Annotated in this window: 20 protein-coding genes; 16 read left to right on the top strand and 4 right to left on the bottom strand. The window is 59.5% G+C overall.

Annotated elements, in window-relative coordinates:
- The first annotated feature begins 49 nt into the window (after positions 1 to 49).
- The 6 genes from AC1DZU_RS32395 to AC1DZU_RS32370 all read left to right on the top strand — a co-directional run bounded on the left by AC1DZU_RS32395 (position 50) and on the right by AC1DZU_RS32370 (position 5,044).
- Positions 50 to 547 (top strand): Lrp/AsnC family transcriptional regulator, encoded by a 498-nt coding sequence (locus AC1DZU_RS32395; protein ID WP_477291092.1) that lies wholly within the window; start codon positions 50 to 52, stop codon positions 545 to 547.
- 159 nt (positions 548 to 706) lie between these two features.
- Positions 707 to 2,113 (top strand): aminotransferase, encoded by a 1,407-nt coding sequence (locus AC1DZU_RS32390; RefSeq protein ID WP_477291090.1) that lies wholly within the window; start codon positions 707 to 709, stop codon positions 2,111 to 2,113.
- Positions 2,114 to 2,782: 669 nt separating this feature from the next.
- Positions 2,783 to 3,508 (top strand): LuxR family transcriptional regulator, encoded by a 726-nt coding sequence (locus AC1DZU_RS32385; protein WP_477291088.1) that lies wholly within the window; start codon positions 2,783 to 2,785, stop codon positions 3,506 to 3,508.
- Positions 3,509 to 3,608: 100 nt separating this feature from the next.
- Positions 3,609 to 4,241, top strand: coding sequence for an acyl-homoserine-lactone synthase (locus AC1DZU_RS32380; protein WP_477291086.1), 633 nt, complete (start codon positions 3,609 to 3,611; stop codon positions 4,239 to 4,241).
- Positions 4,150 to 4,584 carry a transcriptional regulator domain-containing protein gene (locus AC1DZU_RS32375; protein WP_477291084.1) on the top strand — a complete coding sequence of 145 codons (435 nt, stop codon included), beginning with the start codon at positions 4,150 to 4,152 and terminating at the stop codon, positions 4,582 to 4,584. Before AC1DZU_RS32380 ends, AC1DZU_RS32375 begins: the two co-directional genes overlap by 92 nt.
- 61 nt (positions 4,585 to 4,645) lie before the next feature.
- On the top strand, positions 4,646 to 5,044 hold the full coding sequence (locus tag AC1DZU_RS32370; RefSeq protein ID WP_477291142.1) for a DNA -binding domain-containing protein: 399 nt from the start codon (positions 4,646 to 4,648) through the stop codon (positions 5,042 to 5,044).
- 30 nt (positions 5,045 to 5,074) lie between these two features.
- On the opposite strand, the gene AC1DZU_RS32365 is transcribed toward AC1DZU_RS32370, so the two are convergent.
- Positions 5,075 to 5,326, bottom strand: a complete 252-nt coding sequence (locus AC1DZU_RS32365) for a DNA -binding domain-containing protein (RefSeq protein WP_436258167.1) — start codon at positions 5,324 to 5,326, stop codon at positions 5,075 to 5,077.
- 126 nt (positions 5,327 to 5,452) lie between these two features.
- Between AC1DZU_RS32365 and AC1DZU_RS32360 the strand changes: the two genes are divergently transcribed.
- The 3 genes from AC1DZU_RS32360 (at position 5,453) to AC1DZU_RS32350 (ending at position 6,533) form a co-directional block, all read left to right on the top strand.
- The gene (locus AC1DZU_RS32360; protein ID WP_010913773.1) at positions 5,453 to 5,662 is read left to right on the top strand and encodes a helix-turn-helix domain-containing protein; all 210 of its coding nucleotides are present in this window, start codon (positions 5,453 to 5,455) and stop codon (positions 5,660 to 5,662) included.
- Positions 5,663 to 5,964: 302 nt separating this feature from the next.
- Positions 5,965 to 6,180, top strand: coding sequence for a helix-turn-helix domain-containing protein (locus AC1DZU_RS32355; protein ID WP_019863473.1), 216 nt, complete (start codon positions 5,965 to 5,967; stop codon positions 6,178 to 6,180).
- Positions 6,181 to 6,323: 143 nt separating this feature from the next.
- Entirely contained in the window at positions 6,324 to 6,533 is a 210-nt protein-coding gene (locus AC1DZU_RS32350; protein ID WP_477291082.1) for a helix-turn-helix transcriptional regulator, read from the top strand.
- Here AC1DZU_RS32350 and AC1DZU_RS32345 read toward each other — a convergent pair.
- Entirely contained in the window at positions 6,506 to 6,889 is a 384-nt protein-coding gene (locus AC1DZU_RS32345) for a transposase (protein ID WP_477291080.1), read from the bottom strand. The genes AC1DZU_RS32350 and AC1DZU_RS32345 overlap by 28 nt on opposite strands.
- Before the next feature lie 270 nt (positions 6,890 to 7,159).
- Here AC1DZU_RS32345 and AC1DZU_RS32340 point away from each other — a divergent pair, with 270 nt between their 5' ends.
- From AC1DZU_RS32340 to AC1DZU_RS32320, 5 genes are all read left to right on the top strand, one after another.
- Complete coding sequence (locus AC1DZU_RS32340; protein WP_432284852.1) at positions 7,160 to 7,504, top strand: ArsR/SmtB family transcription factor; 345 nt, start codon at positions 7,160 to 7,162, stop codon at positions 7,502 to 7,504.
- 36 nt (positions 7,505 to 7,540) lie between these two features.
- Positions 7,541 to 8,878, top strand: a complete 1,338-nt coding sequence (locus AC1DZU_RS32335) for a serine hydroxymethyltransferase (protein WP_477291077.1) — start codon at positions 7,541 to 7,543, stop codon at positions 8,876 to 8,878.
- Positions 8,879 to 8,932: 54 nt separating this feature from the next.
- Positions 8,933 to 10,108 (top strand): methionine adenosyltransferase, encoded by a 1,176-nt coding sequence (gene metK / locus AC1DZU_RS32330; RefSeq protein ID WP_477291075.1) that lies wholly within the window; start codon positions 8,933 to 8,935, stop codon positions 10,106 to 10,108.
- 87 nt (positions 10,109 to 10,195) lie between these two features.
- Positions 10,196 to 11,188, top strand: coding sequence for an adenosine kinase (locus tag AC1DZU_RS32325; protein WP_477291073.1), 993 nt, complete (start codon positions 10,196 to 10,198; stop codon positions 11,186 to 11,188).
- A gap of 367 nt (positions 11,189 to 11,555) precedes the next feature.
- Complete coding sequence (locus tag AC1DZU_RS32320) at positions 11,556 to 12,155, top strand: cold-shock protein (RefSeq protein WP_477291071.1); 600 nt, start codon at positions 11,556 to 11,558, stop codon at positions 12,153 to 12,155.
- A 257-nt stretch (positions 12,156 to 12,412) separates the two neighbouring features.
- Here the strand turns inward: AC1DZU_RS32320 and AC1DZU_RS32315 are convergent, their stop codons facing one another.
- Positions 12,413 to 12,877, bottom strand: a complete 465-nt coding sequence (locus tag AC1DZU_RS32315) for a Ros/MucR family transcriptional regulator (protein WP_477291069.1) — start codon at positions 12,875 to 12,877, stop codon at positions 12,413 to 12,415.
- 241 nt (positions 12,878 to 13,118) lie between these two features.
- On the opposite strand from AC1DZU_RS32315, the gene AC1DZU_RS32310 reads away from it, so the two are divergent.
- Together AC1DZU_RS32310 and AC1DZU_RS32305 are read left to right on the top strand one after the other, a co-directional pair.
- Complete coding sequence (locus AC1DZU_RS32310; protein WP_477291067.1) at positions 13,119 to 13,421, top strand: DUF982 domain-containing protein; 303 nt, start codon at positions 13,119 to 13,121, stop codon at positions 13,419 to 13,421.
- A gap of 253 nt (positions 13,422 to 13,674) precedes the next feature.
- The gene (locus AC1DZU_RS32305; protein WP_020629161.1) at positions 13,675 to 13,923 is read left to right on the top strand and encodes a DUF982 domain-containing protein; all 249 of its coding nucleotides are present in this window, start codon (positions 13,675 to 13,677) and stop codon (positions 13,921 to 13,923) included.
- Positions 13,924 to 14,635: 712 nt separating this feature from the next.
- Here the strand turns inward: AC1DZU_RS32305 and metE are convergent.
- Positions 14,636 to 16,966, bottom strand: a complete 2,331-nt coding sequence (gene metE, locus AC1DZU_RS32300) for a 5-methyltetrahydropteroyltriglutamate--homocysteine S-methyltransferase (RefSeq protein WP_477291140.1) — start codon at positions 16,964 to 16,966, stop codon at positions 14,636 to 14,638.
- Between the last annotated feature and the right edge of the window lie 113 nt (positions 16,967 to 17,079).

Genomic DNA, 17,079 nt, shown 5'->3' with positions numbered 1-17,079 from the left:
AGCTGGGTTGGTTGGCGTCAATTCGAGAACGGCTAAAGAGCACAAGGTCATGAAGTCGAAACCCAATCCTGCATGCCTGGACGCTTGGGACTTCCGGATTCTCTCAGAGATTCAGTCAGACGGCCGGATTTCAAAAAGCGAGCTTGCAAAACGCGTTCATCTTTCGGCGTCGGCCTGCTCGGAGCGGCTCCGTGCACTCGAGGTCGCAGGGATTATTGAGGGGTTCTACGCGCGGCTGAGTCCGGCCCTCATCGGCGGCATGGTCTTTGTCATGGTGGAGGTCGTGCTGGAATGTCATCGCCTAGAGAACCAAAGAGACTTCGAGACTGCGATCCGAGAATTTCCGGAAATCCTGGATTGCTGGGCTATCGGCGGGCGGATCGATTATCTGATGCGCGTCGCATCTCCTTCTATGGCTGCGTACCAGGATTTCATGGAGGGACTGCTGCAGGTAGGCTTGGGGATTGATCAATATTACAGTCTTGTCGTGACCAAACCAGTCAAATCCAATTCGCCGATTCCCTTGTCCGCACTAAAGCAACGGTGACCCAAGCCTTGGTTTCCACGGCTTTTGATCCCGATTCCGCGAATTCGTCGGCTAAGGACATGCATTCCCGCGAAAGTTGAGGGGCGTTTGCGGTATGCTAATTGCTAAGGAGGCGGCTGACCGAGTGCCCTCCGCCAGTCTATCGCGAGGAGAGGGACCATGCGCTTGAGCAATCTGGGAACCGAGCAACTCAGAGAGAAGGATCGAACCTTCGTCTTTCATCCGTCTACGCATCTGGCCAAGCACAGCCGAGGCGAGACCCCAAATCGGATCATGGCCGGTGCAGAAGGCGTGTACATCTGGGATACCGAAGGCCGAAAGAGTCTCGACGGTTTCGGTGGGCTCTACTGCGTCAATATGGGATATGGCTGCACGGAAATTGCCGAGGCCATTGCCAGGCAAGCACACGAATTGCCGTTCGCCCATGTCTATGCAAGTCAAGGAACAGAGCCAGTCGCCCTCTTGGCCGAGGCCGTGGTCGAGTATTTTGGTCAGAACATGCGAAGGGTTTTTTTCGGCCTTTCCGGCTCCGACGCCAACGAAACCAACATCAAGCTGGTCTGGTACTACAACAACATTCTGGGCCGCCCCGAAAAGAAGAAGATCATCTCGCGACATCGCGGCTATCACGGGTCTGGGCTGGTCACTGGCAGCCTGACGGGCCTTGCCTTCTTCCATAATTTCTTCGACCTGCCGTTGGATCTGGTGCGCCATACAACGACGCCGCACCACTATCGCCAGGCGCATGACGGCGAAAGTGAGCAAGGGTTCTCGGAGCGCTGTGCGGATGAACTTGAAGCCCTTATCCTCGCTGAAGGTCCGGAGTCCGTTGCAGCTTTTATCGGAGAGCCGGTGCTTGGGACAGGCGGTATCGTTCCGCCCCCAAAAGGATATTGGACCGCGATCCAAGGCGTGCTCGACAAGTATGATATCCTCCTCATCGCCGACGAAGTGGTCTGCGGGTTTGGACGAACCGGTGAGAAATTCGGTTCACACCTCTATGGCATGCGGCCGGACTTCGTGACCATCGCCAAGGGCTTGAGTTCAGCCTACCTACCCATCTCCGGGTCAATCATTGGCGACCGCGTCTGGTCGGTCTTGGAACAAGGAACAGAGAAGCACGGCGCCCTCGGTCATGGCTGGACATATTCGGGTCACACGCTTTGCGCTGCGGCCGCGCTCGCCAATATTCGACTCCTAAAGGAAAGAAATATCCTGGAGCATGTCCGCGATGTCGGACCGTATTGGCATGCCCGCATGAATGCCGAACTGGCGGGACACCCTATCGTCGGCGAGGTTCGTGGTGTCGGAATCCTCTCCGCCGTAGAGCTGATGCGAGATCCAAAGCAGAGGATACCGTTTGAATCCGATCTTCAGGTCGGCGTTCGCGCCGCCGCTGCTCTGTTCGAGAACGGTGTTATCGGCCGCGCCATGCCGCACGGCGATATCCTCGGCTTTGCCCCGCCTTTGATCATCACCCGGAAGGAGATCGACATAATCGTCGACGCAACCGCTAAATCTGTCGAGACAACCTATCACGCGTTGAAGGCCGAAGGTGCGATATGAACATGCGAACGCCGACAGGAGCGAGCCGGAGGTTCGACGCTTCCCGTAACCAATGTAGGTGGTCCGTGGGATGAACTTTCACACGGACTAGACGCTTTGACGTCAGGCTGTCGTTAGGACTGGTCGCCCATTGGTGTCCCATGGTGAAGACGGATTGACAGCGCATTTCGTGCCGAGCCGACCGAAACTGCTAAACCTCAAGCCGTCAGATTCTAAGCATGCTTCGGATAGCTTCGATCGCAAGCGATAACCAAATCAGTTCTGCCGCCGCTGCCCTGTTGCCCAACGACCAGGGCGTCTGTGCGGCGCACCCTGCCGGTGCACCTCCCTACCGGCAGGGTGCCATTTTTGACCCGCTGAATCAGGGTGATTGTAGCGCGTCCGCCATCGAGAGTTTGAGAAGGAGGTCATCAGCAGATCCGGATGGCATATCGAGCTTCGACATTTCTATTACGCCATGCCAACCGCCACCATCGCAGCTCCCGACGCGGGGCTGACGGCAGCCGGCGTGGAGGTCGCACGCATCTCCCTTCACATGATCGAACGTCCGGGAAGCAATCACCGCGGTGAATTTTCTCCAGCGTCGATATTTTGGGGGCGACTCTCCTCGCCGTAGCTGCCAAGAGGCCAGAAAGTCCCAAGTTTAATTGAAAACAGCCGCAGGGGAAAATGCAGCTCGTCTTCGAAACTTTGCTGGAACAGTTATCTTTGAGCGTTGATGAAGTCGACTTCCATAACGCACTGGCCAGCGCCGCCGGCGCCTTCGACATTCCCGCATTCGCCTATCTGTCTCTGGTGTCTGATCGCGTCACAAAACCCAGGCTGATATCGAACTATCATTCCGGCTGGACGTCGCACTACTTGCGCCACCAATATGAAAGGATCGACCCGGTCATAGAATGGGCAAGATGCAGCGAATGTCCCTTTCAGTGGGGACCGGGTTTCGGCCATGCCGGCATTTCAAAGCGACAGCAACAGCTTTTCGATGAGGCTGCCGAATTCGGCATCTGCTGCGGACTGACGATTCCACTTGTCGATCGCCGCGGCGGTGTGGCTGCGATGACCTTCGCGGCAGACAGGCTCGATCCGACCTTCCTGCGCGTCGCCGAGCAGTATGAGCAGGCGCTCGAGATCATGGCGATGTGCTTTCACATTGGCGTTCGCCGCAAGCTTTCGGGTGGTCTGGCGGTGGATGGTGTTTCGCTGACGCCCCGTGAGTACGAATGCCTGGAATGGACGGCGAAGGGCAAGTCCGCCTGGGAGATCGGCTGCATCTTGGGGATCAAGGAGCGCACGGCCGCTTTCCATCTCGACAATGCCAAAAAGAAGCTCGGCGTGCGCACCAAAAATCAGGCGGTGACGCTGCTGGCCTCCTCACGATCATCAATTCTCTGAGGAACAGAATTCCTCTTTGATCTACCTGTGCAAATGTACAGGCAGTCGCGGCATGAAGGTTCGCCTCCAATGGCAGGGTCATACCTGCGAGGAGACCATCATGATTGAGCTTATTGTGCCCGGCTGGTACGGCGCCTTTGCCGACGAACTTCACGAAATGCACCGCCTGCGCTACCGCGTCTTCAAGGAACGGCTGGACTGGAACGTGCGCACGACCGGCGGCTTCGAGATCGATTCATTCGATTCCCTGAAACCGCACTATCTTGTGTTGCGCGATGCCGGCGGTCGTGTCGGGGGCGGCGTACGCCTTCTGCCCTCGACGGGGCCGACGATGTTGCGAGATGTCTTTTCGAGGCTGTTGGAGGGAAGAACGGCACCCGAGGAACCGAGTGTCTGGGAAAGCAGCCGTTTCGCCCTTGATCTTCCACCGTCTGCACCGAAGGGCAGTGGGAGTATTGCTGTTGCGACCTATCAACTCCTCGCTGGCATGATCGAGTTCGGTTTGTCGCGGCAGCTCACCCATATCCTCACGGTTACGGATTTGCGCATGGAGCGAATCCTGCGTCGCGCCGGATGGCCGCTGGCCCGCATCGGGCCGCCCCAGACAGTCGGCACCACGCGCGCCGTTGCCGGCTTTTTGGATGTCTCAGAGGAGAACCCTGCTGCGGTCCGCCACAATGGCGGTCTTGGCGGTCCCGTACTGTGGGCCCCGGTGCTCTGCACGGGCGCCTGACATGGTTATGATAGGTAATGACGCCGACTGGCCGGACTGGCAGCATGAGAAATCCTATCGCTACACGCGGCACCTGACGCGACGCGGCTGGGCCTGGGAATTCCTACGGCGCAATCCGGCCTTCCAGCGTGACTGCAGGCTCTCGCTTGAGCAGGCAGAATTTGCAGAAAGGTGGTTCGAGGTAGAAGTGGTGAGATCGTCGCTCGATCTCACGCAGTGGGGGCTCCTTTTTCGCAGGCTCGTTGAGGCGCGATGCGGCTGTTTTCTGGTGCTTCCGCCAATGCCCGCATGTTCTGCCGCTCATTGCGGAAAAGGCATTGTCGGCCGAAACGCTTTCGTTTGATCTCGCTGCATTGCCATGTCGGGCGGCACTCGTGATCACGGCGGACGGTCGACAGCACGTCATGCTGCGAAATGCTCACCGGGACCTCCAACTTGTCGTGGAGGGCGCGGAGGTTTTGCGCCCCGTTCGGCTTTCCGTCGACGCGATCTGGCCTGCCGATCGGATGAGACATCACCTGAATGCGCTCGAATGCCTCAATGCTCTTCACGCGACCGGGCAACTTCCCGACAGGCTGTTTCCGCCCGAAGCGCGCGCCAGCCGTCTGCGCTTTGTCCTCCAGGCGCTTGACGGCTCGCTGGGCGGGGCATCGCACCGCCAAATCGCATTGGCCCTGTTGGGCCGACAACGCGTCCAGGCCGACTGGACGGATCCGCGCAACCACCTTCGCGATCGCATTCGCCGTGCCGTCCGGCGCGGTCACATGCTCATGGATCGCGGCTATCAGGATTTCCTCGCCTGAAGGTGATTGCAATATCTCACCTGGAGCCGCTCAGCGCGCGAACAGTTCTTTGTATCCAGTCGTAACCATCCAGTTTGCCCGACCGAGATGGCTGCGAACCGCCATTCGAGCGCGCTCAGGTTCTCGCACCGGATCGATGCCGAGGACGATCTGCGCCATCTCATCCTCGCTGGCATCGTCGGCGGACGCGTCCAGGAGCCTCATATAGACAGTGAAGTGCTCGTTGTCGTAGGCGGTCAGGCGGTCCGACCATGGGACTTCGTCTTGAACTTTGGGTTTCATCGCGACCTCCTGGGGTTCGGGTTTGTCGTCATCGGATAGGGCAAGATATCTCCTCGTTAGGCTAATCATATCGAATAGGAACGATCGTTCCTAGAACGATAGTTCCGGTTCTGGTCCCTTCTTGCCATGGACCTCAAAGAGGTCATGGCGATCAACATGCGTCGTTTGCGCCATGATCAGGACCTGACGCAGGAAGAATTGGCTGCTCGCGCAGAGCTGAGCATGCGCTATGTGGGCTCGATCGAGCGTGCTCGGGTTTCCGCAAGCGTCAGTGTGCTTGGCCAGCTCGCAAAAGCGCTTGACGTTGATCCTTGTGAGTTGATTAGGCCGCAGTAACAAAGGCGATCCGGCCCATCCCGGATTGCCGCAATCGATTTTGATGGCGCGCAGCCGGCCGCCGGTGAACTGAGCCCGCTTTCCTCGACATGGGCCTAGACCATTCGGCTTCGCCCCCTGGCGCAGCTTTCGTGACCTACAGCGCTGACCTTGAGCGATAATCATCGTCAGATCGCATCCGCGAAGTCGCGATCCCTAACAGCAGGTAGTTCGGGCAAAGTCGATGCTCGTGCGAGTTGCTCCTTAAGTTTGTAGAGTATACTCCGTGGTGAAATCCTCAACAAGAGGGTGGCCTCTCGCCTATGGGAATCCGAGAGGTCTTTGCCCGCAATCTGCGTAGGCTTCGCGAGAAAAAGAAGCTGTCGCAGGAGGCGCTGGCACATGAAGCTGGTGTTGATCGAACCTACATCAGCGCTCTTGAGCGCAGTGTATATGCTGCTAGCATCGACATGGTCGAGAAGCTCGCTATGGTGCTGGAGGTTGAGCCGGCAACGCTGCTCGATCCGCGATCCGAATAGACTTAAGCACAGTCTGATGCCGGCATCTCTTCGATCGCCCCGCCAAAGCAGGCTGCTGGAATAGCTGATAGCGGCGCGGAAGAACAAGGGCTTGACCCAGGCCAAGGTTGCCGAAGCGCTTCGCCGCCCGGGAACATCCGCGCATGGATATGCGCAAGTTGGTCGGACGAAATGCACGCAGGATCAGGGAGAAGGCCGGCTTGACGCAGGAGCAGCTTGCCGAGATCTCCGGCTTCAGCCAGCAGTACGTCAGCGGGCTGGAGAAGGGTAAAAGGAACCCCACCATCGTCACGCTTTATGAACTGGCACAAGCCCTCCGTGTCAGTCATATCGATCTGGTGCGACCTGACTGACCATGATTAAGCGCAATTTGGAAATGACCGACGCGCCGCGGACATTGCGACCGCATCCACCATGTAGATGATGCTGCGCACAGTCGGATAGGCGAAGAGGCACGACGTGGTGCCAGTCGCGCCGCCAGCTTTGAGTGATCGCCGGGTATCGCCGGCCCAGTCGCCGGCCTCGAAGTCCTCCAGACCCTGCATGCCGGCTTGGCGTTCGCGCCACGGCAGATGACGCTGAGCATCGGCACGACGGCTTTGCAATCCTTCTGTGACATGAAATCAAGCAAATGGCGGATCAGGTGCACCATGCAGGTTAGCAATGTCGCCTGGGGAAAGGTGGCGCCGGTCGCCTCCCGCTTGGCCAAGCAGTTCGCCAGCTTGCCGTCTTACCAGCACCTCGCCAATCTCGTTGCGTTCTTGTTTAGGCCTTGCAACAGATCCTTCAAGGAAATTTATGGAATCTTTGCGACCGCAAATCGCTGTCAATGTTACGCTCACCACAACTTTCAAGTTCAGTGGGGCAGAAACCTGGTGTCGTTTAATGTTCCGCCGCCGGACAGCATCTGCGGAGAGCGCGAAATGACAAAGCCGGCAGGACGAGGGTTCGGTTCTTCTATTTGGGGTCGTGCCGACCAATGAAGATACTTGTCGATCGCCTGATGACAGCAGCGCATCCTGATCGCCTTCGGATCCTGGGCCTTTGCGCACATGCCGACCTCACTGTCCGCGAACTGGCGGAGATTCTCGATCTTCGTCGGGAGCGCGTTGCGCGACACGTCCAGATGCTGGCCAGAGCTGACTTTCTTTGCCGCAATCGACAAGGTCCTTGGTGCTCATATCATCTCAATGCAGGAGGCAAGGACGGAGGGTTGGTTCAATTCCTGGTCGATCTCCTGCCCCACGACGATGGGTATCATAAGCGCGACCTGGAGCGGCTGGAGGCGGCACAAGACGCGTGGTCGAAGGGGACTGCTGCTTGATCGTGGAATAGATTAAGCCAATGGAGCGCGACTACCATGGACAACTCCGCTGACGCAGCCATCGCAGAGCCCGGCACATACGGACGGTCTTCCTTGATCCACGTCGATTGCCGCGTTCACGAACTGCTTCTAAGACAGGAGCGGCAGGAGCGGACAACGCTCAAACTCATCGCATCCGAGAACTTTGCCTCTTCGGCCGTACTGGAAGCGACCGGCTCTATATTCACGAACAAGTATGCCGAAGGGTACCCGGGTGCGCGCTACTACGCGGGAAACGAGATCGTCGATGAGCTTGAGACCCTCGCGATCGAGCGCCTGAAAGCGCTCTTTGGCAGTGAGCACGCCAACGTCCAGCCTTATTCGGGCTCGCCAGCCAACCAGGCTGTCTATCGTGCGCTTTTGAGCCACGGTGACAAAGTCATGGGCTTGCCTTTACCTGAAGGCGGCCATCTGACTCATGGTTGGTCCGTCAACTTTTCCGGCACTGATTATCAACGCGTCCCATATGGGCTGCACGAACAGACGCAGCAAATTGACTATGACCGCTTGCGCGAGACAGCCAGGCGGGAACGGCCGAAACTGATTTGGGTCGGCGGAACTGCCTATCCGCGCGCCTTTGACTACGCGGCAATGGCAGAAATCGCTCTGGAGGCGAAGTCTTATCTCGTGGCCGACATCGCCCACATCAGCGGCCTGATTGTCGCTGGAGCGCATCCGAATCCCGTGGTTCATTGCGACGTCGTCACCAGCACATCTCACAAGTCGATCCGCGGCCCCCGTGGAGGCTTTATTTTGTCGAAGAATGAAGATCGTTATCAGGCGCTCTATCATCCCACGAGCAAACACAATCTCGCCAAACGGATTGATCGCGCGGTGTTTCCTCAACTGCAAGGTGGGCCGAACATGAATATCATCGCCGCGCTCGCTGTTGCTTTGCAGGAAGCCGCGACCCCCTCTTTCCGCACCTACGGTCACCAGATCGTCAAGAATGCCAAGGCGCTGGCCGAGGCGCTTCTGGGTCGTGGTTATGATCTGGTCACCGGCGGGACTGACAATCACATGCTGATCCTTGATCTTCGGGACCGGCCGCTATCAGGCAAAGCCTATGCCGAGCGCCTGGCAAGGGCAGGCATCATTACGAACTTTAATATGGTGCCGGGCGACCCGCGCGACCCGACGGTCACAAGCGGAATCCGCTTGGGGTCGCCGGCAGTGACGTCCATGGGCATGCGTGAAGGGGAAATGGTGCAGATCGCCGCTTTTATTGATTTGGTCTGCCGCCAGCCCGACGACCCAGAAGTTCATGCGAGCGTACGAAGAGACGTTGCCAACTTCTGCACTGCGTTCGACGTCCCCGGCATCCCCGACCGGTAAGCCACCTCAATCCAGAAACTCCCCACCTTCCAACATTTGCAGCGAGGACATTCCATGACCAGGCAGTTCGTGTTCTCTTCCGAATCCGTCGGCGCGGGACACCCCGATAAGATGGCAGACAACATCTCCGATGCCATCCTCGATGCGATCCTCCGCACCGACCCGAAGGCGCGCGTCGCTTGTGAAACGTTGGTGAAGACAGGGATGGTCGTTCTGGCTGGCGAGATCACCAGCCACGCGGAGATCGATTACAGCCAAGTTGCCCGCGATACGATCCTCGATATTGGGTACGACGACGATGCCATCGGCTTTGATGGTCGACGTTGCGCCGTCGTTCTGGCTCTCTCCGAGCAGTCGCCCGACATAAGCCAGGGCGTTGATGAAGGACGAGGGCAGGATCTCGAGCAGGGGGCGGGGGATCAGGGCCTCATGTTTGGATTCGCATGCAACGAGACGGATACATTGATGCCCTTGCCGATCCAACTCGCTCACCACTTGACGAAAAGACAGGCAGAGATCCGGAAAACGGGACAGCTTGGCTGGCTGCGTCCGGACGTGAAATCTCAAGTGTCCGTACGCTACGAGGGTCTCCGCCCGGTGGCGCTGGACACTATAGTCCTGTCAACGCAGCATGACGAGGCGGTCTCCCAAGATACAGTCCGCGAAGGCGTCATTGAGGAGATCATAAAACCGGTCCTGCCAACCCATCTGGATACTTCGGAGATCAGATTTCTGGTCAACCCAACAGGGCGGTTCGTGGTCGGTGGGCCTGCCGGCGACTGCGGCCTCACTGGACGTAAGATCATCGTCGATTCTTACGGTGGAACGGGACGTCACGGCGGCGGCGCCTTTTCGGGCAAGGACCCATCTAAGGTTGACCGCTCGGCGGCCTATGCGGCGCGGTACGTCGCGAAGAATATCGTTGCCAGCGGACTTGCGGAGGTCTGCGAGGTTCAGCTTGCCTACGCGATCGGCGTGGCCAGTCCGGTTTCTGTGATGGTCAACACCTTCGGAACCGCAAGAATCGAGGAAAAAAGGATCGAGTGCCTTGTTCTTGAGCTTTTCGATCTCCGACCGAAAGGCATCATCAAGATGCTTGATCTCTTGCGCCCGATATACCGCAAGACCGCGACATACGGACACTTCGGCCGTGAAGAGCCTGAGTTCACCTGGGAGAAGACGGACAGAGCCGACGACTTGCTGCGTGAAGCAGGACCGGCAGCTGCGTGAGGCCGCATGCGGCAACCCATTTCAACTCGCTAGACCCGCGCCTGGCCGGCATAGCAGAAAGCCGGTGGGTAGTTGGCGGAGACATTGATGCCGGATTATGACGTGCTTTGCATCGGCAATGCCATTGTCGACATCATCGCCCAGTGCGACGAGGACTTCCTCGAGACCAACGGCATCATCAAGGGCGCGATGAACCTCATCGATACCCAGCGCGCCGAACTGCTCTACAGCCGCATGGGTCCGGCGATCGAGGCGTCCGGCGGCAGCGCCGGCAACACGGCGGCCGGCGTCGCCAGCTTCGGCGGCCGCGCCGCCTTCTTCGGCAAGGTTTCCAACGATGCGCTCGGCGAAATCTACGCCCACGACATCCATGCGCAGGGCGTCGCCTTCGACACCAGGCCGCTCAAGGGCCTGCCGCCGACGGCGCGCTCGATGATCTTCGTCACCCCCGACGGCGAGCGCTCGATGAACACCTATCTCGGCGCCTGCGTCGAGCTCGGGCCGGAAGATGTCGAGGTCGACAAGGCTTCGGGCGCCAAGGTCACCTATTTCGAGGGCTATCTGTGGGATCCGCCACGCGCCAAGGAGGCGATCCGGCAGACAGCGAAGCTGGCGCACGCAGCGGGCCGCGAGGTGTCGATGACGCTTTCGGATTCGTTCTGCGTCGACCGCTACCGCGACGAGTTTCTCGACCTGATGCGCTCGGGCACCGTCGACATCGTTTTTGCCAACAGCCACGAGATCAAATCGCTCTACCAGACATCGTCGTTCGACGAGGCGCTGGCGCAGATCCGCAAGGATTGCCGAATCGCCGCCGTCACCCGCTCGGAAAAGGGCTCGGTCATCGTGCGCGGCGACGAGACCGTGGTCATCCAGGCGACCACGATCAAGGAACTGGTCGACACGACAGGCGCCGGCGACCTCTATGCCGCCGGTTTCCTGCATGGCTACACGCAAGGCCGCGACCTCAAGATCTGCGGCGATCTTGGCTCACTGGCGGCCGGATTGGTGATCCAGCAGATCGGCCCGCGCCCGCGCCAGAACCTGCGCCGCGAGGCCGAGCAGGCGGGGTTGATCTAGCCGGGCGATTCAACGACGAGCTGCCCGTCTGCCTCGTGCAAGCTGTGCGGGGAAGTGCGTGTAAATCGAAATGTCGGATGCGCATCCGTGTGAGACGCAGCCGCTGATGTCACGATCGAACGGTCGATGGCGCGCCCTCCGGTGCGAACCTTCTGCCGTGAGATGTAGAGAAGCGTTCGGATCAGCAGCTCGACCTGTGGCATGTATTGCTCACCGGTCATCGTCGACCTCGTGTGGCAACAGGTCGGCCGGGCCATGGTTCGATCGAGCGGCTAAGCGGCCAACTGGTGAATTGACTTCAACGCATCGCCCGATTGAGATTATCCTACCGGGAGCGCAGTGCGTTGTTCAAGCCAGTCGGACGATCATGGGCAAATATAAGGACCATCGTCAGCCACGCCGGCATCGTCATGACGATGACTCGGCTTCTTTTACGGAACGGCCTTCCGAGCCAAGCTACTTTCAGCGTTCGTCGATCGTAACCGCGGACCCTGTCGACGCCGAAGTGGTGTGGTTCAACACCAGCAAGGGTTTTGGCTTTGTCAAACTGCCGGAGGGCACCCAGGCCTATCTGCACATCCGGGTGCTGGAGGCGGCCGGGAGCCGCGGTGTTTCCGAGGGAACGCGTCTCAAGGTCACAACGGAAGAAAGTCCAAGAGGTCATCAGGTCGCGCAAGTGCTGGAGGTCGGCGATCAGACCGCGAAACCTAAGCTGCATACGCATTGCACTGGAGAGTCCACCGCCGGGACGAGCGTCCAGTTCGAGAGCGAGGGCACCGTTAAATGGTACAATTCCGAAAAGGGTTTCGGCTTCATTGCTCCTGAAAACGGCGAGAAGGACATCTTCGTTCATGCCACCGCGCTGACCCGCTCAGGACTGAGCATGCTGATGGAGGGTCAGAAGGTGTTTGTCCAATGCGGGCAGGGCAAGAAAGGCCTGGAAGTTCGGAGCATTCGCCTCGCTTAGAGCCAAATGCGTTGGCCTACCAAGATTGCGCCTCAGACAAAGAAAAAGCCCGCCACCGGGAGGAGGTGGCAGCGGGCTCGATTTAGAATGAGACGCGGGAGGAGGTGCGCCCCATTCAGGGTCGGCACCACATCTGGGAGGAGTAGATGGCCGACACCATGATCATACCGATAGCCCCGGATATTGCAATGCACAAATGTTATCTCGCGAGTGCGAAATGATGCCTGATCCGCTTAGCCCATCCTGAAAAACTCCGGTCAGGCTGCGGCTTTCTTGCGGGCACGCTTGGCAGGTGCCGGCGTTTCCGGTTCCTTCGGCTTGCGGCCGAGACCCATGGTCTTGGCCAATGCCGAGCGCGCCGCAGCATAGTTCGGCGCCACCATGGGATAGTCCGCCGGCAGCCCCCATTTCGCGCGATATTCGTCGGGTGTAAGGCCATAGTGGGTAGCCAGGTGACGCTTGAGCGACTTGAACTTCTTACCGTCCTCAAGGCTGATAATGTAGTCGGGTGTAACCGATTTTCTGATCGGCACGGCAGGCTTGAGAGCTTCCGGCTTTTCTGGTGCGGCACTACCAGCAGTGGCTTTCAATGCGATGTGGATCTGGCCAATCAACCCAGGCAGTTCACCGACGGGAACCGGATTGTTCGAAACATAGGCTGAGACGACATGGGCGGTGAGTTCGATGAGACTGTCAGCTTTGCTCTCGGTTTCTTCGGTCATAAAAACGCTCCTGCGGGCTTAGACTAGGCGGTGAGAATCACTTCGTAGCTTAATAGTGACGACAGCGTTTTATGGCAACCAAAGCCATTGCAGGATGTGGCGGATCGCTACGCACCCGGCCGCAGTCGCGGATGTTCCGCTTGAACCGTCATCGCCCTGACAACACATTGTGTCAGGGTCGCCACGCGTCGATGCGGCGCCTCTTCACATAAATTGGCTATTTGGAAGGTTGGAGGAACTAATGAACGCTGAGGCTTTCAGCAGCCCGCTTTTCGTGAGGCGCGCAACGCACATCATCCAAGAGATTGCCGGCCTTGCGGATGCAATCGATTTTCTCAATGAATGGCCGGAAGATCGCAGAGACCTGATCCACGAAGCCGCCCTGAGGGCATGCTACGATGCATACGATGGGCGCAAGCCGGTAAGCACGGCGCGCAATGCGTTTTTCGGCTTTGCGAAGCGCGTCGCCATATTGGAAGATCCAACCCCCGCCATGCAGTGGATCGCCGCCTGCAGATCGGGCAGTGGAAAAGTGCAGGTGTAGACTTCGACGACGAGTTTGAGACTGGCGAGGCGCGTCAAACAGTGCACTATGTCCAGGTTTCACAACTAGACCACGCGAATGAGAAGCATTTCCTCACAGATCGCACGCAACCTGACCATGGCCAGACGCGCCTCACATCGATCGCGTGCCCGCCAATGGCCAGGCCCAGTGGTGCAGGTGCAGCGGTCGCGTTCGGCTGAGCAAAGAAATGCGACCCGGGCTGTTTGCCGCATAGTGGCTATGGAGGAGGGGGATGACCGGCTTGATCAGATTTGAGAGGCCAGTCGTTGTTCAGGTTAGCCGCCGCAGCTCGGAGCGTATCGTGTTCGACGTCAACGACGCGGCCGCTATCTTGCTGCGGGATCTGCATCATGAGACCGATAAACGCAGAATAGCGATGGACACCTGTCTGCAGGTGTTACGCGGTAAGACCCATCCACCAGCCGCTCGACGAGCCTTCGTCGCAGCCGCGCTCGAAGCACGCATTTTGCGCAGCGATTGAGATCTAGTACGCCGCTCATGAACCTCGCCAACTGCACTCGCTAGTGAGCGCGCTCCAAATACCCCTGTCCGGCATCGCCAGGTGCAAGCCAACCCCTCTCCTTCCGCGACGGCTTTCCTGGTCCGGCGCCTCATCTTCCACCATCAAAACACAAGGGGTCCGCCAGCCAGCTGCGGCCGCTCGGCTGCGCCGTCGCGGTGATCGTGATTGCAGCCAGAGGCAGACGGAGCCATCGAGCGGGAATTGGCCCGCTGCAGATGGCGGAGCCTCGATGCCGCCTCAACAGTCTCCACAAGTGCCGTTTGAACCTTCCCCAGCTTGGCCCTGTATCCGGTTCCCGGAACACGCTCCGCGGACCAGCGCCGCGTGATCGCCGATGCTTCTCCCGATGGTCGGGACTGGGGTTTCGGCGACCAAGGGCGGGGAGATGATGGTGATGCTGGATTATCCCAATCCGGAATAATCCGAAACTGGCTGGCGGTGAGCCTTCTCCTTTCTGGCCGGCTCATTTGAGGCCTAAGCCTCCTTCGATCGCCCGCCAACGGCGGCGTGTGGAACAGCTGACTTCGACGCGCCGGAACAAGGGCCTCGGCCAGGCCAAGGTTGCCGAGGCGCTTCACCGGCAGCTCGATTGCCTTGGGTGCGCCGGATAGACTCCCCCTCGATGCCCGGTGTGGCGTTGCCGCTCACCGCCGGCGAGTGTCACCGAGCATCACCCAGTCTGCGCTTTTTCCCGAATTGCGCGTGCCGCAGCCACCATGTTCATCAGGGCAGGGCGGACCTCCTCCCATCTGCGCGTCTTGAGACCGCAGTCGGGATTCACCCACAGTTGCCCATCCGACAATCGCTCGCGCGCAAGCATGATAAGGTTGGAAATCTCCCCCACTTCCGGGACCCGTGGCGAGTGAATGTCATAGACGCCAGGACCGATCTCGTTCGGATACTTGAAGGTTCGAAGCGTATCGAGCAGTTCCATCTGCGAGCGCGAGGTTTCAATGGAGATCACATCGGCATCCATTGCGGCAATCGCGTCCACGATATCGCCGAACTCGGAGTAGCACATATGGGTGTGGATCTGGGTCGCATCGCCGACCGCCGTTGAAGCCAGCCGGAAGCATTCGACAGCCCAGTCGAGATAGGCCTGCCAGTCGGCCTCGCGTAGCGGCAAGCCCTCGCGCAGTGCGGCTTCGTCGATCTGGATCATCCTGGCGCCGGCCTCTTCAAGGTCGCTCACTTCATCGCGAATGGCGAGCGCGACCTGGCGGCAGACGGCTGAGCGGGGAAGGTCGTCTCGGACGAAGGACCAGTTGAGGATCGTCACCGGGCCGGTAAGCATGCCCTTCACCGGCTTCGGCGTCAGCGACTGGGCATCTCGCCACCAGTGTACTGTCATCGGATTTTGTCGCGACACATCTCCAATGATGATCGGGGGGCGCACAAAGCGCGAGCCATAGCTCTGCACCCAGCCGTGTTGCGTGAAGGCGAAGCCGCAGAGCTGCTCAGCGAAATACTGCACCATATCGTTGCGCTCGAATTCGCCGTGGACCAGCACATCGAGTCCGATCTCTTCTTGCCAGCGAACGGCGGCTTCTATCTCTTTCTTCAGGAACGCCTCGTAGTCGACGTAACTCAGCTCGCCCTTGGCATGAGCTGCCCGCGCCTTGCGAACCTCGGCTGTTTGCGGGAAGGAGCCGATCGTCGTGGTGGGGAAGAAAGGCAAACCAAACGTGTCGGCCTGAAGCTTGGAGCGCACGTCGAATGCGCTCTTCCGGCGCGTCATGGCGACCTTGATGCTGGCGACCCGGCCTTCGACGAGCGGATCATGCACCTTCGCGGATGTCGCGCGAATGGCGGCAGCCTGAGCCGACGCCTCCAGTTCGGCGGCGACCGCGTCCCGGCCTTCGGCCAGCGCACGGGCGAGCACGACCAGCTCGTCGGCTTTTTGCGCCGCGAAGGCGAGCCACGACTTCACATCCGCATCGAGGGCCGTCTCCATGTCCAGGTCGATCGGCACATGCAGCATCGAGCAGGACGGGGCGATCTCCACGCGGTCCAGCGGCCAGCCGGCGACGATCGGCTTGATGCGGTCAAGTATGGCAGGCAGGTTCGCGCGCCACACGTTGCGGCCGTCGATCAGCCCGAGCGAGAGCACAAGGTCCTTCTGCGCGAGCCGGCCGACGGTCTCCAACTGCTCTGGAGCGCGCACGAGATCGACATGCAGTCCCGCCACGGGCAGGGAAATCGCGGTCTCGAGATTGTCGCCCAGCGATCCGAAATAGGTAGCGACCATGATCTTCAACTCCGGTGCTGCTTTCGACAGCCGGCAGTAGGCGAATTGGAGCGCATCCCGTTCGTTGGGAATCAGATCCAGCACGAGCGCCGGCTCATCGATCTGCACCCAATCGGCTCCCGCGAGCTTCAGCCTCCGCAGGAGCTCCTCGTAGACGGGCAGCAGCCGTGGCAGGAGCGCGATAGGGTTGAAACCTTCCTCAGGTGACTTCGCCAACTTGAGAAAGGTAACCGGTCCAAGCAGGACCGGGCGCGTGTGGATGCCGAGCGCCCTGGCCTCGAGGAAATGATCGACCGGTTTCGCCGACGAGAGGGCAAAGCTCTGATCGTCGGTAAGTTCCGGCACAATGTAGTGATAGTTGGTGTCGAACCACTTGGTCATTTCCATCGCGGCAAGGCCATGCCCGTTGGCCGCATGCTTGTCACCAGCATGTCCACAATCCGCGGCCTGACCTTGGTTGCCGCGCGCCATGGCGAAATAGGTATCGAGTGGGACCTCGCCGTCAGTCCAGGCGTATCGTGCCGGCACGGCGCCGACCATGGCGACGGTGTCGAGCACATGGTCATAAAGCGAGAAATCGCTGGACGGGATTTTCGACACGCCGTGGTCGTGCTGCTCCCTCCAGCTGGCGGCGCGTAGCCCCTTCGCCGTCGCGAGCAGGTCGGCAGCGGGAGATTTTCCGGACCAGTAGCTTTCAAGCGCGAATTTTAGTTCCCGCCGTCGACCGATACGCGGCACGCCGAGCGTTGCCACAGGAATTTGTTGAGAGACAGTCATGCCATACCCCGATGGTTGGGGCGTGGGGACAAGGAACGCGCGAGCAGGCGGCACGAAGCCGGGCTACCGCGACCACCGAGACACCCCGC

The sequence above is a fragment of the Mesorhizobium sp. P2_A12 genome (assembly GCF_056405075.1).
This window is presented reverse-complemented; position numbering and strand designations above follow the sequence as displayed.

What these genes read in the sequence shown, in the direction of transcription:
- AC1DZU_RS32395 (WP_477291092.1), top strand. Translation starts at nt 50, where the DNA reads ATGAAGTCGAAACCCAATCCTGCATGCCTGGACGCTTGGGACTTCCGG.
- AC1DZU_RS32390 (WP_477291090.1), top strand. Translation starts at nt 707, where the DNA reads ATGCGCTTGAGCAATCTGGGAACCGAGCAACTCAGAGAGAAGGATCGA.
- AC1DZU_RS32385 (WP_477291088.1), top strand. Translation starts at nt 2,783, where the DNA reads ATGCAGCTCGTCTTCGAAACTTTGCTGGAACAGTTATCTTTGAGCGTT.
- AC1DZU_RS32380 (WP_477291086.1), top strand. Translation starts at nt 3,609, where the DNA reads ATGATTGAGCTTATTGTGCCCGGCTGGTACGGCGCCTTTGCCGACGAA.
- AC1DZU_RS32375 (WP_477291084.1), top strand. Translation starts at nt 4,150, where the DNA reads ATGTCTCAGAGGAGAACCCTGCTGCGGTCCGCCACAATGGCGGTCTTG.
- AC1DZU_RS32370 (WP_477291142.1), top strand. Translation starts at nt 4,646, where the DNA reads ATGCTGCGAAATGCTCACCGGGACCTCCAACTTGTCGTGGAGGGCGCG.
- AC1DZU_RS32365 (WP_436258167.1), bottom strand. Translation starts at nt 5,326, where the DNA reads ATGAAACCCAAAGTTCAAGACGAAGTCCCATGGTCGGACCGCCTGACC.
- AC1DZU_RS32360 (WP_010913773.1), top strand. Translation starts at nt 5,453, where the DNA reads ATGGACCTCAAAGAGGTCATGGCGATCAACATGCGTCGTTTGCGCCAT.
- AC1DZU_RS32355 (WP_019863473.1), top strand. Translation starts at nt 5,965, where the DNA reads ATGGGAATCCGAGAGGTCTTTGCCCGCAATCTGCGTAGGCTTCGCGAG.
- AC1DZU_RS32350 (WP_477291082.1), top strand. Translation starts at nt 6,324, where the DNA reads ATGGATATGCGCAAGTTGGTCGGACGAAATGCACGCAGGATCAGGGAG.
- AC1DZU_RS32340 (WP_432284852.1), top strand. Translation starts at nt 7,160, where the DNA reads ATGAAGATACTTGTCGATCGCCTGATGACAGCAGCGCATCCTGATCGC.
- AC1DZU_RS32335 (WP_477291077.1), top strand. Translation starts at nt 7,541, where the DNA reads ATGGACAACTCCGCTGACGCAGCCATCGCAGAGCCCGGCACATACGGA.
- metK (WP_477291075.1), top strand. Translation starts at nt 8,933, where the DNA reads ATGACCAGGCAGTTCGTGTTCTCTTCCGAATCCGTCGGCGCGGGACAC.
- AC1DZU_RS32325 (WP_477291073.1), top strand. Translation starts at nt 10,196, where the DNA reads ATGCCGGATTATGACGTGCTTTGCATCGGCAATGCCATTGTCGACATC.
- AC1DZU_RS32320 (WP_477291071.1), top strand. Translation starts at nt 11,556, where the DNA reads ATGGGCAAATATAAGGACCATCGTCAGCCACGCCGGCATCGTCATGAC.
- AC1DZU_RS32315 (WP_477291069.1), bottom strand. Translation starts at nt 12,877, where the DNA reads ATGACCGAAGAAACCGAGAGCAAAGCTGACAGTCTCATCGAACTCACC.
- AC1DZU_RS32310 (WP_477291067.1), top strand. Translation starts at nt 13,119, where the DNA reads ATGAACGCTGAGGCTTTCAGCAGCCCGCTTTTCGTGAGGCGCGCAACG.
- AC1DZU_RS32305 (WP_020629161.1), top strand. Translation starts at nt 13,675, where the DNA reads ATGACCGGCTTGATCAGATTTGAGAGGCCAGTCGTTGTTCAGGTTAGC.